At 70.5% G+C, this 14,548-nt stretch carries 10 protein-coding genes; 3 read left to right on the forward strand and 7 right to left on the reverse strand.

The genetic code is table 11. The features are described 5' to 3' along the window. The first annotated feature begins 200 nt into the window (after positions 1–200). Positions 201–557 (forward strand): hypothetical protein, encoded by a 357-nt coding sequence (locus tag IW248_RS18775; RefSeq protein WP_124774447.1) that lies wholly within the window; start codon positions 201–203, stop codon positions 555–557. 76 nt (positions 558–633) lie between these two features. On the opposite strand, the gene serA is transcribed toward IW248_RS18775, so the two are convergent. From serA to IW248_RS18800, 5 genes are all read right to left on the reverse strand, one after another. Beyond that, positions 634–2,232: a phosphoglycerate dehydrogenase gene (gene serA, locus IW248_RS18780; RefSeq protein WP_196928029.1), complete on the reverse strand. Its 1,599-nt coding sequence runs from the start codon at positions 2,230–2,232 to the stop codon at positions 634–636. A gap of 399 nt (positions 2,233–2,631) precedes the next feature. Then, positions 2,632–3,645, reverse strand: coding sequence for a ketol-acid reductoisomerase (ilvC, locus tag IW248_RS18785; RefSeq protein ID WP_124815778.1), 1,014 nt, complete (start codon positions 3,643–3,645; stop codon positions 2,632–2,634). A 93-nt stretch (positions 3,646–3,738) separates the two neighbouring features. After that, positions 3,739–4,254: an acetolactate synthase small subunit gene (gene ilvN, locus IW248_RS18790; RefSeq protein WP_196928030.1), complete on the reverse strand. Its 516-nt coding sequence runs from the start codon at positions 4,252–4,254 to the stop codon at positions 3,739–3,741. After that, the gene (locus tag IW248_RS18795; RefSeq protein WP_196928031.1) at positions 4,254–6,134 is read right to left on the reverse strand and encodes an acetolactate synthase large subunit; all 1,881 of its coding nucleotides are present in this window, start codon (positions 6,132–6,134) and stop codon (positions 4,254–4,256) included. The genes ilvN and IW248_RS18795 overlap by 1 nt, the downstream gene beginning before the upstream one ends. Positions 6,135–6,321: 187 nt before the next feature. After that, positions 6,322–8,676, reverse strand: coding sequence for a putative bifunctional diguanylate cyclase/phosphodiesterase (locus tag IW248_RS18800; protein ID WP_231397447.1), 2,355 nt, complete (start codon positions 8,674–8,676; stop codon positions 6,322–6,324). A 129-nt stretch (positions 8,677–8,805) separates the two neighbouring features. Here IW248_RS18800 and ilvD point away from each other — a divergent pair, with 129 nt between their 5' ends. Together ilvD and IW248_RS18810 are read left to right on the forward strand one after the other, a co-directional pair. Then, positions 8,806–10,653 carry a dihydroxy-acid dehydratase gene (gene ilvD / locus IW248_RS18805; RefSeq protein ID WP_196928033.1) on the forward strand — a complete coding sequence of 616 codons (1,848 nt, stop codon included), beginning with the start codon at positions 8,806–8,808 and terminating at the stop codon, positions 10,651–10,653. A 146-nt stretch (positions 10,654–10,799) separates the two neighbouring features. Continuing rightward, positions 10,800–11,624: an SCO4651 family lipoprotein gene (locus tag IW248_RS18810; protein WP_196928034.1), complete on the forward strand. Its 825-nt coding sequence runs from the start codon at positions 10,800–10,802 to the stop codon at positions 11,622–11,624. A 678-nt stretch (positions 11,625–12,302) separates the two neighbouring features. Here IW248_RS18810 and IW248_RS18815 read toward each other — a convergent pair. Next, positions 12,303–13,124 (reverse strand): DUF3152 domain-containing protein, encoded by an 822-nt coding sequence (locus IW248_RS18815; protein WP_196928035.1) that lies wholly within the window; start codon positions 13,122–13,124, stop codon positions 12,303–12,305. Positions 13,125–13,301: 177 nt separating this feature from the next. Further along, positions 13,302–14,480: an ROK family transcriptional regulator gene (locus IW248_RS18820; RefSeq protein WP_196928036.1), complete on the reverse strand. Its 1,179-nt coding sequence runs from the start codon at positions 14,478–14,480 to the stop codon at positions 13,302–13,304. Between the last annotated feature and the right edge of the window lie 68 nt (positions 14,481–14,548).

The following is a 14,548-nucleotide window of genomic DNA, read 5'->3' on the forward strand; positions in this document are numbered from 1 at the left end:
GGACGTCGACCGCGCCACCCGAAGACGGGCCGGCGCCTCGAACTCGGCCAGTGACCGCAGTGCGTACGCTAGCGAATCGACGCAACTCGACGCAAGAGTCTCCACACCGGACCGTCGCGACCGGAGCCTGCGGTGATCGATGGTCGACCGGCGGCGAGGCAGTTTCGACATGGTGAACGGCGGATGGCACGCTATCCGCCGTGAGTTTCGATCTGAGCGTGTGGGCCCTGGAGGACGGGGCGACGCCCGAGGACGTGCGGACAGCGGTCGACGGTTGCCGGCAGGGGCGGCACGTGGACCGCTACCCCGACCCGCGGGTGGTCAGCTTCTACCGGGCGATCACCGCCTCCTATCCGGACCGTCACCCCGGCCCGAACAGCCCGTGGGCGGTGGCGCCGCTGCACGCGGCCCACGACCACGTCGAGCTGAACCTGCACCCGACCTGCGCGGACCAGGTGCTGCTCGACATCGAACGGCTGGCCGGCGAGCACGGGCTGATGCTGTTCGACCCGCAGGACGGCTCGGTCTACCCGCCTCCGGCGCGGCTGCCCGGCTGACGTCGACCGGCGGCACGGACGGGAAACGACGAGGGGCCCGGCGAATCGCCAGGCCCCCCACGGTGCTTGCCGTCTACTACTCGTCGCGCAGGTCCGCGGCGCTCGCCGCAGTGGCGCCGATCGACTCGGCAGCCGAGGTGAGCAGGTCGGCGCCGAGCGCCTGGTCGACGGTGAGCGTCATCAGCGTCTCGCCGCCCGCCTCCCGACGAGCCACCTGCATGGCGGCGATGTTGATGCCCGACTCGCCGAGCAGGGTGCCGACCGTGCCGACCACACCGGGTCGGTCGGCGTAGCGCAGGAAGAGCAGGATGCCCTCCGCGCCGATCTCCACGTCGAAGCCGTCCACCTCGGTCAGCTTCAGGACGTCCCGAGCGCCGGAGTGGGTGACAGTGCCGGACACACTGACCGTCCGGCCGTCCGGCAGCGCGCCGCGCACCGTGACCAGGGTCGGCTGCTCGGCCGTCTCGGCCAGGGTGGCCAGGGTGACCTCGACGCCACGCTCGGCGGCCAGGTGCGGGGCGTTGACGTAGGTGACCTGCTCCTCGACCACTGAGCTGAACAGGCCCTTGGTGGCGGCGAGCTTGAGCACCGACACGTCGTGGCTGACGATCTCGCCGCGGACCTCGACGGTGACGCTGGCGGCGACCACGCCGGCGACCGCGGTGAACGCCCGGCCGAGCTTCTCCGCCAGCGGCAGCAGCGGCCGAACGTCCTCGGCGACCACACCGCCGGCCTGCACGTTGACCGCGTCCGGGACGAACTCGCCCTGCAACGCCAGCTTGACGCTCTTGGCCACGGCGAGGCCGGCCTTGTCCTGCGCCTCGTGGGTGGAGGCACCCAGGTGCGGGGTGGCCACCACGTTGTCGAAGGCGAACAGCGGCGACGAGGTGCACGGCTCCTTGCTGTACACGTCGACACCGGCGCCGGCGACCCGGCCCTCGGCGATGGCGTCCGCGAGCGCCTGCTCGTCGACCAGCCCACCGCGGGCGGCGTTGATGATGCGCACGCCGGGCTTGACGATCGCCAACTCCTTCTCACCGATCAGGCCCACCGTCTCCGGCGTCTTCGGCAGGTGGATGGAGATGAAGTCGCTCTCCCGCAGCAGCTCCTCCAGCCCGACCAGGCGAACGCCGAGCTGCGCCGCACGGGCCGGCTGGATGTACGGGTCGTACGCGATCAGCCGGGTGCCGAACGCGGCGATGCGCTGTGCGAAGAGCACCCCGATCCGACCGAGCCCGACCACGCCGACGGTCTTGCCCTGCACCTCGACGCCTGTGTACTTCGACCGCTTCCACTCCCCCGCCTTGAGCGCCGAACTGGCGCTCGCGGTGTTGCGGGCAACGGCGAGCAGCAGCGCGACGGCCTGCTCGGCTGCGGAGACGATGTTGGAGGTGGGCGCGTTGACGACCATGACGCCCCGCGCGGTGGCGGCCGGCACCTCGACGTTGTCCAGTCCGATGCCCGCCCGGGCGACCACCTTCAGTCGCGGCGCGGCGGCAATCGCCTCGGCGTCGATCTGGGTCGCGCTGCGCACGATGACGGCGTTGGCCTCGGAGAGCGCCGAGAGCAGGGCCGGACGGTCGGTGCCGTCGACGTGACGGACGTCGAAGTCGTGGGCGAGCACCTCGATGGCGGCGGGGGCGAGTTCTTCGGCGATCAGTACGACAGGATTCATCGGTCCTCGTAGAGGTCGTGTTTGCGATCGGCCCGGGCGGCCGGGCGCCGCACTGCGCCCTGCGCTGATCCGTGCCGTGGCCGTCAGGTGCCGGCTGCTGCACCTACAGGCGATCGTAGGGGGCCCGCTCGTCGGCGTGTTCTGGTCTTCGGGGTGAGTGCCCTCACACGCCCGGTCGAGCGACGGACATCGGCCGTTCACCGCACCGAAACGGTTGCTCCGGCCGCGCCGGGCACCGGCGACGCCGGGCACCCGGGCAGTCCAGGGGAGTCGTGGCGCACGAGCACTGCCGCCCGACGCATCGACGGGCGGCAGCATGCCGGGCAGCCCCGGGGCGGCGCTGGGGAGAGCGCCGGCCCAGGGGCTGTCGGTGAATCGTCGTCCGGCCGAGCCGGACGGTCAGGCGGTCTCGGTGATCGGGCGGTCCACCCAGCTCATCATGCCGCGCAGCTTCTTGCCGGTCTCCTCGATCGGGTGCGCCGCGCCCTCGGCCTGCCACTTGGTGAAGTTGGGCCGGCCGGCCTCGTCCTCGGCGACCCACTCGCGGGCGAACTCGCCGGACTGGATCTCACCCAGGATCTTGCGCATCTCGTCCTTGACGCGGGAGTCGATGATGCGCGAACCACGGGAGAGATCGCCGTACTCGGCGGTGTCGGAGATGCTGTAACGCATCTTCGCGATGCCGCCCTCGTACATGAGGTCGACGATCAGCTTCAGCTCGTGGAGGCACTCGAAGTAGGCGATCTCCGGGGCGTAGCCGGCCTCGGTGAGCACCTCGAACCCGGTCTGCACCAGCGCCGAGGCGCCACCGCAGAGCACGGCCTGCTCGCCGAAGAGATCTGTCTCGGTCTCCTCGGTGAAGGTGGTCTTGATCGCACCGGCCCGGGTGCCGCCGATCCCCTTGGCGTACGCGAGGGCGAGCGCGAACGCGTTGCCGCTGGCGTCCTGCTCCACGGCGACGAGACAGGGCACGCCCTTGCCGTCGCTGTACTGGCGGCGGACCAGGTGGCCGGGGCCCTTGGGCGCGACCATCGCCACGTCCACCTCGGCCGGCGGCTTGATCAGGCCGTACCGGATGTTGAAGCCGTGGCCGAAGAAGATCGCCTTGCCCGGGGCGAGGTTCGGTGCGATCGACTCCGCGTAGATCCCGCGCTGGGCGGTGTCCGGTGCGAGCACCATGATCACATCGGCCTCGGCGGCGGCCTGCGCCGGCGTGACCACCCGCAGGCCCTGCTCCTCGGCCTTGGGACGGCTCTTCGAGCCCTCCGGCAGACCGATCACCACGTCGACGCCGGAGTCACGCAGCGACAGCGCGTGGGCGTGGCCCTGGCTGCCGTAACCGATCACCGCGACCTTCTTGGCCTGGATCAGGCCGAGGTCGGCATCGTCGTCGTAGTACACCTCAACGCTCATGAGAACTTCCCTTTCGTACGACGGCCGGGGCGGCCCGTCGTGGTCTGTGCGGATGGATTCCGGTACGGCCCGCCGGGGCCGACCGGCGGCGGGTCAGGCGGCCCGCAGTGCGGGGCCGGCGGTGATCGAACGCGAGCCGCGCCCGATGGCCACCAACCCGGACTGGACCATTTCCTTGATGCCGAAGGACTCGAGGTCGCGCAGGAGCGCGTCGAGCTTGTCCGGGGTGCCGGTGGCCTCGATGGTCAGCGTGTCCGGTGCGACGTCGACCACCCGGGCGCGGAACAGGCTGACGGTCTCCAGCACCTGCGACCGCGCGGACCGGTCGGCGCGAACCTTCACCAGCAGCAACTCCCGGGCAACCGAGACCTGCGGGTCCAGCTCAACGATCTTGAGCACGTTGACCAGCTTGTTCAGCTGCTTGGTGACCTGCTCCAGCGGGGACGACTCCGCGTTGACCACGATGGTGATCCGGGAGACGTCCGGGTTCTCGGTCTCGCCGACGGCGAGACTGTCGATGTTGAACCCGCGGCGGGAGAACAGGCCGGAGACCCGGGCGAGCACGCCGGGCTTGTTCTCCACCAGCACGGACAGGGTGTGCATGGTCATTAAATGTCATCCTCGTCGAAGGTCGGGCGGACGCCACGGGCGAACATGATCTCGTCGTTGCTGGTGCCGGCGGCGACCATCGGCCAGACCATCGCGTCCTTGCCGACCACGAAGTCGATCACAACGGGCGCGTCGTTGATCTCCATGGCGGCGGCGATGGTCTTGTCCACGTCAGCCGCGCTCTCGCATCGCAGCCCGACGCAGCCCAGCGCCTCCGCGAGCTTCACGAAGTCGGGGATGCGGTGCTTGTGGGTGCCGAGCTCCGTGTTGGAGTAGCGCTCGTTGTAGAAGAGCGTCTGCCACTGTCGGACCATGCCGAGGTTGCCGTTGTTGATGACGGCGATCTTGACCGGGATGCCCTCAAGCGCGCAGGTGGCCAGCTCCTGGTTGGTCATCTGGAAGCAGCCGTCACCGTCCACCGCCCAGACCACCGTGTCCGGCTTGCCGACCTTGGCGCCCATCGCCGCCGGCACCGCGTAACCCATCGTGCCGAGGCCGCCGGAATTCAACCAGGTGTACGGCTTCTCGTAGGAGATGAACTGCGACGCCCACATCTGGTGCTGGCCCACCCCGGCCACGAAGATCGCGTCGGGGCCGACGATCTCGCCCAGCCGCTTGATCACGTACTGCGGGGAAAGGGTCCCGTCGACCGGCTCGTCGTAGCCCAGCGGGTAACGGTTGCGCAGGTCGTCCAGCTGCGTCCACCAGTCACCGAGGTCGGTGTTGTGCCCCGCCGACCGCTCGGCGGTGAACGCGACGATCAGCTCGTCGATGACGTGCTTGGCGTCGCCGACGATCGGCACGTCCACGTGCCGGTTCTTGCCGATCTCGGCGGGGTCGATGTCCGCGTGCACCACTGCCGCGTCCGGGGCGAACGAGTCCAGTTTGCCGGTGACCCGGTCGTCGAAGCGTGCGCCCAGCGCGACGATCACGTCCGCCTTCTGCAGGCCGTAGACCGCGGCGACCGTGCCGTGCATGCCGGGCATCCCCAGGTGCTGCTGATGCGAGTCGGGGAACGCCCCGAGCGCCATCAACGTGGTGACCACCGGGATGCCGGTCAGCTCGGCCAGCCGGCGCAGCCCGTCGGCGGCACCGGCCTTGAGCACCCCGCCGCCGACGTAGAGCACCGGCCGTCGGGCCGCGGCCATCAGCCGCGCCGCCTCCCGGATCTGCTTGCCGTGCGGGTGCAGGGTGGGTCGGTAGCCGGGCAGGTCCAGCGTGGGCGGCCAGGCGAAGGTGGTCGGGGCCTGGAGCACGTCCTTGGGGATGTCGACGAGCACCGGGCCCGGCCGCCCGCTGCTGGCCAGGTGGAACGCCTCGGCCAGCACCCGGGGGATCTCCTCGGCGTTCTGCACGAGGAAGTTGTGCTTGGTGATCGGCAGGGTGATGCCCTGGATGTCGGCCTCCTGGAAGCCGTCGGTGCCGATCAACGGGCTGGCCACCTGGCCGGTGATCGCGACCATCGCCACCGAGTCCATGTACGCGTCGGCGATCGGGGTGACCAGGTTCGTCGCGCCCGGGCCGGAGGTGGCGATGCAGACGCCGACCTTGCCGGTGGCCTGCGCGTAGCCGGTCGCCGCGTGCCCCGCGCCCTGCTCGTGCCGCACCAGGATGTGCCGAACCGTCGAGTCGTAGAGCGGGTCGTACGCCGGCAGGATCGCGCCGCCCGGAATGCCGAAGACGACGTCGACGTCGAGCGCCTCAAGGGACCGCACGAGCGAGCCGGCACCGGAGATCGGGGTCGCGGCGGTGGGCCGTACCGCCGGGACGGCCGGGGTGGCGGTGCGCGTGGCGGCCTGGTCGACGTCGACGGTCGGGTCGGCGGCCGCGCGGGCCCGGCGGGCGGTGTGGGCGAGGGTCTCGGGCGTGGGTCTCGTCATGGCGGTTCTGGCCTTCGGCTGGAGTGGCTGGTGGCTAGTCAAGCGATGCGACGCGGGCGCGGCCCGCTTCGCCAGGTTCCGATGGCAATAAAAACGGCCCTCGTGCAGATGCACGGGGCCAGCGCACTCTCGATGGGGAGAGTGCGCTCAGGTAAGTACTCGCAGCGACCGGTACGACGACATGCGGCTAAGCCTGACGCATCTCACGCGATGAGTCAACTGATCCCACATGTTGGTTAACGGAGGTCGGCGCGTCTGCCGACGACGCGCCATCGGCAGGCGGGGTGAGCTGCCCGGACCCGCCCGGAGCGCGACGTGGCGCGGGCATCGGAGCGGGACGTGCACCCGGGGACGTGGCCGCCTCCAGCATCGCCTCCAGGTGCTCGGCCGGCACCCCCCAGCCGAAGAGCGCGCCCTGGCCGAACCGGCAACCGGCGGCCACCACCGCGGCCAACTCGGTCGGGGTGGTCACCCCCTCGGCGATCACCTCCAGCCCCAACTGGTGGCCCAGTCGCATGACGATGTCGACCATCGGGGCGAACGCCGGGCCGTCCTGGTCGACCGGGCGGACCGGCTCGTGCTCGGCGACCAGACTGTGGTCGATCTTGAGAATGTCGATCGGCAGCCGGCGCAGCTGCCCCAACGACGAGTAGCCGGCGCCGAAGTCGTCGAGCGCGATCCGGACACCTGTCAACCGCAGCGCGGTGAGCCGCCGGATCAGCTCGTCCAGGTCGGTGGCGACCGCGTGCTCGGTGACCTCCAACACCAGCCGCTGCGGCGGCACGTGGTGGGCGCGCAGCGCCTCGGCGACCTGGACCACGTACGCCGGGGCGTGCAGCTCGCGCGGGGAGACGTTTACCGACACCCAGACGTCGTGCCCGTCCGCCAGCCACCGGGAGAGCTGGTAGCAGGCCTGGTGCAGCACCCAGGCGCCGAGCGGAGCGATCATCCCGCACTCCTCGGCGAGCGGGATGAACTCGTCCGGACGGACGTTGCCCAGCTCGGGATGGTGCCAACGGAGTAGCGCCTCGGCGCCGACCGGCCGCACCGACGGCAGCGACGCCACCGGCTGGAACGCCAACCGCAGCTCGTCGCGGTCGATGGCCCCGCGCAGCTCGTGCTCCACCGTCGTACGGCGGCGCAGCAGCTTGTCGTACGCGGCGTCGTACCGCTCGATCCGGTTCTTGCCCCGCTGCTTGGCGTAGCGCAGCGCCAGGTCGGCGTGCCGCAGCAACAGCTCCACGTCCGGCTCGTCGGCCCAGTCGGCGACCCCGATGCTCACCGACAGGAAGACCGGCCCCTCCGGCTGGTCGTACGGCCGGTTGAGCACCCCGAGGAGCCGTTCGGCGACCCGGTCCGCCTCGACCGGCCGGCCCTGCATGAGTACGGCGAACTCGTCGCCACCCAGCCGGGCGGCCACGTCACCGGGGCGCAGGTTGCCGCGCAGCCGCCGGCCCACCTCGGCCAGCACCGCGTCGCCCACGTCGTGGCCCCGCATGTCGTTGACGTTCTTGAAGCCGTCCAGGTCGAGGCCGAGCAGCACGCACGGATTGTGGTCCGCGGCGTTGCGGTGCAGCGCCCGGAGCAACCCGCGCCGGTTGGCCAACGACGTCAGCGGATCGGTGTGTGCCAGCTCACGGAAGTGCGCCTCCCGCTCGGCCAGGCGGCCCGCGTACCCCCGGACGTCGCGAAGGGTGAGGTATTGCCGCGCCACCAGGGCGAAGCCCTCCACGCTGCCGGCCACGATGCCCGCCGCGGTGAACCGGCCGTCCTGGGCGAGGTGGTACATCGCCGAGGCGGCCATCGCCAGCATCGGGGCGATCGCGTACTCGCCGTCGCTCCCGACCAGGTCCAGGTCGACCTGCCCCGGCCGGTCGGCCCGGTGGACCGTGAGCGCGACGGTCAGCAGGCCGGCGGCGAGCATCGCCGCACCGGTCAGCGCCATGGTCGGCCCGGCCTGGCACAGCCCGGCGCTGAGGCCCAGCCCGCCGCAGGTCACCGCGCTGATGCCGGCGCCGAGCGCGGCGAGCCGTCGACGTGGCGCGGCGGCCCGGAAGACGACGATCACGGTGAGCCCGGCGCCGAGCGCGGCGCTCACCGTGGCCACCAGGATCGCCGGGCAGGCCATCGGGGTGGCGGCACCGAGCAACCGGGTGGGCTCGGAGAACAGCACCCAACCGACGAACCACAGCGCCGCGGCCATGACCAACCCGTCCAGGGCGAGCCGGGCCGTTCCCGCCGCGCCGGCGGCCACCCCGGGCAAGCGGAGCAGACCGGCGGCGAAGGCCAGCCCGCTCACCGCCATGCCGATCGCCACCACTGTCGCCCAGCCGGTGCGCTGCCCCTGCTCGTGAGCCCAGTGGTCATTCGCGCTGAGCGCCGCGACCACCCCGATCAGGAGACTGAGCAGGGCACCCCCGGCGGCCGCCGCGAGCAGCACGTGTGCCGGTCGACGCGGGCCCGTCCGCCGCCGGGCGACGACGGTCAGCAACACGGCGGCCACCGCGGCGACGAGCCCGCTGAGCGCCGCGACAGCGACCATGCCCGGTGGAAGATGCACGCCTCCAAGAGTGCCGGATGGGCGCACGTCGTGGGGGGCTGAGTGTGCATCTGTTGGGACACGGCAGATACCCGGGTGGGCCGGCGCGTCGACGGTGTCATGCTGGTATGCATGCCTGAGCTGCGGTCGAGGACTTCCACACACGGTCGGACGATGGCCGGCGCCCGGGCCCTCTGGCGGGCCACCGGGATGACCGACGACGATTTCGGCAAGCCGATCGTCGCCATCGCCAACAGTTTCACCCAGTTCGTGCCTGGTCACGTACACCTCAAGGACATGGGTGGCCTGGTCGCCGACGCGGTCGCCGAGGCCGGCGGGGTGGGCCGGGAGTTCAACACCATCGCTGTCGACGACGGCATCGCGATGGGCCACGGCGGCATGCTCTACTCGCTGCCCAGCCGTGAGCTGATCGCCGACGCCGTCGAATACATGGTCAACGCGCACTGCGCGGACGCCCTGGTCTGCATCTCCAACTGCGACAAGATCACGCCCGGGATGCTGCTGGCCGCGTTGCGGCTCAACATCCCGACCGTCTTCGTCTCCGGCGGCCCGATGGAGGCCGGCAAGACGATGGCGATCGAGGGCGTCGTGCACAGCAAGATCGACCTGATCGACGCGATGATCGCCTCCTCGAACGAGGCGGTCACCGACGAGCAGCTCGGTGAGATCGAACGCTCCGCCTGCCCGACCTGCGGCTCCTGCTCCGGCATGTTCACCGCCAACTCGATGAACTGCCTCACCGAGGCGATCGGGCTCGCGCTGCCCGGCAACGGTTCGACGCTGGCCACCCACGCCGCCCGCCGGTCGCTCTTCGTCGAGGCCGGCCGGACCATCGTGGAGATCTCCAAGCGGTGGTACGACGGCGACGACGACTCGGTGCTGCCGCGCGTCGTCGCCTCCAAGGCCGCCTTCGAGAACGCGGTCGCCCTGGACGTGGCGATGGGCGGCTCCACCAACACGGTGCTGCACCTGCTCGCCGCAGCCCGCGAGGCCGAGATGGACTTCGGCGTCGCCGACATCGACGCGATCTCCCGGCGGGTGCCGTGCCTGGCCAAGGTCGCGCCGAACTCGCCGAACTACCACATGGAGGACGTGCACCGGGCCGGCGGCATCCCGGCGATCCTCGGTGAACTGGACCGTGCCGGGCAGCTCAACCGGGACGTGCACGCCGTGCACTCCCCCTCGCTGGCGCAGTGGCTGACCGACTGGGACGTGCGCGGCGGTTCCCCCACCCCGACGGCGGTCGAGCTGTTCCACGCCGCCCCCGGCGGGGTGCGTACCGTCGAGCCGTTCTCCACCACCAACCGGTGGTCGTCGCTGGACACCGACGCGGCCGGCGGCTGCATCCGGGACGGCGAGCACGCATACTCCGCCGACGGTGGGCTGGCCATCCTGCACGGCAACCTGGCGCCCGAGGGCAGCGTGGTGAAGACCGCCGGCGTGCCGGACGACTGCCTGACCTTCCGTGGCCCGGCGAAGGTCTACGAGTCGCAGGACGACGCCGTGACCGCGATCCTCGCCAAGCAGGTGGTCGCCGGGGACGTCGTGGTGATCCGGTACGAGGGGCCCAAGGGCGGCCCCGGCATGCAGGAGATGCTCTACCCCACCTCGTTCCTCAAGGGACGCGGGCTGGGCCGCTCCTGCGCGCTGCTCACCGACGGCCGTTTCTCCGGTGGCACCTCAGGGCTCTCCATCGGGCACGTCTCCCCCGAGGCGGCCTCCGGAGGGCTTATCGCCCTGGTCCGCGACGGCGACGAGGTCGTCATCGACATCCCGAACCGGTCGATCGAGCTGAACGTGCCCGCCGAGGAGCTGGAAGCGCGACGGGTGGCCGAGGAGAAGCGCGACAAGCCGTACAGCCCGACCGATCGGCAGCGCCCGGTGTCGGCGGCGCTGCGCGCGTACGCCTCGATGGCCACCTCCGCCAGCGACGGCGCCTACCGCCGCGTCCCGGAGTAACCACCCGGTCCCGCCCGCACCGACATCTGTGATGTCGGTGCGGGGTGGGTCGGCGAAAACGCGGTGCCCCCGAATCGATCAGGTGGGCTAGCGTGTCGTCGGTCTACTGGGGATCGCCCCAGATTCTTACGGGGGAAGGCGTGTACGTGTCATCTTGGAAGAAGCCCGCTCTGATGGCGGTTTCGGCGCTCACCGCGTTCGCTGTCTCCGCCTGCGGCGTGACGTCCGGCGCGTCCGAGGCGCCGAAGCAGCCCAGCGTCCTGGAGCTGCTGGCCAGTGATCTCAAGGGTTCGCTGCTGAAGGCGGCCGAGGCCACCGACAAGACCGACTCGGTGACCGTGACGATGACGGGCACGATGGCCGGCGAGAAGATCTCGGTGCAGGGTCTCCTGGACCTGGGTGACCCGCTCAAGGCCGAGATGAAGATGACCAACAGCAAGGGCGCCACGACCGTCCGGATGATCGGTGCCGTGATCTTCACCGAGATTCCAGCCGAAAACCGCGCGGGTACGGGTGGGAAGCGCTGGATGAAGATGGACCTGACCGGCCTGAGCGAAATGGCAGGCTCGGGCTTCGCCAAGCAGTTCGAGGACGTCGACCCGGTCAAGCAGGTCAAGACGCTGCTCGCCATCGACGGCACGACGGTGGTGGGGCAGGAGACTGTGAACGGGGTGCCGACGGTCCACTACACCGTCACCACTCCGGTGGCGACCTATCTCAAGCAGATCGACGCCATGCGCCGGGACACCACCGAGCAGACGCTGGCCGCGCAGGGCGTCAAGGAGCTGACGATCGACCTGTGGGTCGACGAGCAGTACCGTCCGCGTCGGGCCGGCCTCGTGATGGGCACGATGGGCGACATGGTGATCGACTACACCGACTACGACAAGACGGTGACCATCGAGACGCCGCCACCGGCAGAGACCGCCGACTTCGCCGAAATGCTCAAGGGTCTGACCGCCGACATCTGATCAGAGGTGGCGTGCTGCCCGGCCGGCGCGGAGACGCGCCAGCCGGGCAGTGCCGTGTCCGCCCGCTCGTCGCCCCCGGCTGACAGCCGACTCCGGGTCAGCCGAGGTCGCACAGGTCCTTCACCCCCGCCACCTGGGTCACCTTCGTGCGAGCGACCAGCACGTTCCACTGAGGCGCCGGCGGGTGCCCCGGGACCGCCTCGGAAAACCACGCGGTGCAGGGCCACGCCCGCTGGTGGCGAGCATGGCCTTCGACCGCCCGCCACTCGCGACCGGCCGCCTCGCGGGTTCCTGGAGTGGCATCTCGACGAGGTGTACCAGGCAGCACGAGGCCCGCGCACCCCAGTGCACCGCTCCAGCTCTGCAGTCTGAGGAGATCTTGGACAGTTTCCGTTAGCGACTAACGGAAACTGTCCAAGATCTCCTCGAAATTGCGCGAGAGGCAGGTATCACGCTCGCCGCAAGCGTTAGGAATCAGCCGCCCGGCTTGTCGAGCTGGATCTCGGCGAGCGGGTCCACAGTGCGGTGGACCCTCCGGCGGCCGCCGACCGGTGGGCCCAGTGTCTGCTGGCTCACCTGCGTCGCATGAACGCGTGCAACATCCTGGCGCTCTCGATCGTTCCGAACGGCTGCCCCGTTCCTCAGATCAACGTGGCGGTCGGGGTGGGGATCACCGGGTCAGGACGGTGCCCACGGTCCGCTGATGAACTTGCCGTTCGGGGCGAACGGGCTGACGTTTGGCACGCACCCGCCCAGGCCCATCGTCTGGGTCATCATGACCGGGGCCGGCTTGCCGCGGCCGCCGCACTTCATGTGGGCGAAGCCGAGGAAGTGGCCGAACTCGTGATTGATCACGCCGGCGTGGTACTCGTCGATGCTGACCGGGTATCCCGGGGAGCCCTGGAGCCAACGCCGCAGGTTGATCATGATGGTCTTGCCGTACTTGCAGGAGTAGACGCCCTCGGTGTCGACGCCGCTCGCGCCGCAGAGTCTGTCCACTGTCCTCGGTGTCGCGAGCCGCACGTCGACGTCGACCTTTGAGGTCCCGACCCGCTGGAAGGACCATGACGCCCGGGTCAGGTTCACCGCCGCGTTGGTGACCGGGCGCTGTGCCGAGGTGGCCCACCCGTTCGGTGCCGCCAACACCTGCTCGATGCTCGCGGCGAACCGGCCGGGCTTCCAGGCGGGAATGTCACCCCAGGCGATGCCCTTCTCCACCGAGACGCTGTAGCGCACCCGCTTCTTGCCCTTGCCGATCACGCGACCGTTGCCGCTGGCAGTGGTGAAGGTGCCGGCGGCCCTGGTGGGAATCTGCTTGTCGGTCGGGATCTCCGGCGTTGGGCTGGAGGTCGGCGTGTCGCTGGGGTCCGCACTCTGGGTGCTCAGCCCGGAGAGTGGGACATCGGCCTGCCCGGCAGCCGGTGTCGACGTGCCACACCCGGCGGTCGCCAGCATCACTGCCAACGAGATCGGCACGAGCAGCCGTCCGTTGATCCGCACGTCGAAACCTCCAGGAGCAATCACGGGTCAGCGAGGAACACCGGAAGGCTACGTGACTGCCTGTAAGGAAATTGTCAGGATGACCGGCGGAGGCGCAGGCGCAAAAGCGCATGGATCCGGCATGCAGCACCACAGGAAAGTCACCCTAAGTGAGCGGTGCTGTCGCTTTGAGCGAGGTCAGGCGGCCGCTACGACGTGGTCGATCACCAGGTGGGCGGCACCGGTGATGCCGACGTCCTGGCCGGCGGCGACCCGTTCGATGAGCAGGGTCTGGGTGGCCAGCGGGAGGCACCGCTCGTAGAGGGTGGCCCGCATGCTGGCCAGCAACGGCTCGCAGTCGGCGAGCCGACCACCGATGGCCACCACCTGCGGGTTGAAGAAGTTGACCACCACGGCCAGGATCTCGCCGACGGCGCGGCCGGCCTGCCGGGCGAGGGCGGTGGCCTGCCGGTCACCGTCGTCGATCAGGCGGATCACACCGGTCAGGTCGGAGACCGGTACGCCCTGACCCCGGAGCGCTGTGACGAGTGCGGCGCCGCTGGCCACCGCCTCCAGGCAACCGGCGTTTCCACAGGTGCACGGTGGCGCGGGGTCCGCCACGACCCGGCAGTGGCTGATGTCCCCGGCCGATCCCTGCGCGCCCCGGTGCAACCGTCCACTGGAGATCACACCGGAGCCGATCCCGGTGCCAGCCTTGATGTAGACGGCGTGGTCCAACTCGGAATGAGCGGTGCGGTGCGCGCCGAGCGCCATCAGGTTGGCGTCGTTGTCCACGATGACCGGCACGTCGACCCGGCCGGCGCAGAACGCGGCGACGTCGAAGCCGTTCCAGCCGGGCATCCGCGACGGGCTGACGATCCGTCCGGTGGCGTGCTGCACCGGACCGGGAATCCCGATGCCGATGCCGCGGAGCGCGTCCGCCGCCGAGCCGTCGGCCGAGGCCGCTGGATCGCCGCCCACCAGCGTGGTGACCTCGGCCAGCAGCGCGCCGAGCACCGCCTCCGGGCCGTCCTCGATGCGGACCGGCAGGGTGCGGGCCTGGACCACCCGCCCGGAGAGATCCAGCGTGCCGACGCGGGCGTGATGTGCGCCGAGGTCGATGGCACCGACCACGGCACCGCCAGTGGGCACGGCCAGCTGGCGGGGCCGTCGCCCACCCCGGGACCGCCCGGCGCCGGTCTCCTCCAGCAACCCCTGGCTGATCAACGCCTCGACCCGCTGGGAGACCGTCGAGGGGGACAGCCCGGAGAGGCGGGACAGGTCGGCCCGACTGACTGCCGCACCGGTGGCCACCCAGCGCAGTAGCTCCCGGGGGCCGCCCCGGAGGACATCGCGTGGCGCCTCGTCAATCGTCACGTCAGCTTCTTAGCACCCGGAGTTTGTTCAAGCAACCGGTTGACTTAGTTTGCTGGCTACCTTTAGAT

It is taken from the genome of Micromonospora ureilytica, from assembly GCF_015751765.1.
Classification (GTDB): domain Bacteria; phylum Actinomycetota; class Actinomycetes; order Mycobacteriales; family Micromonosporaceae; genus Micromonospora; species Micromonospora ureilytica.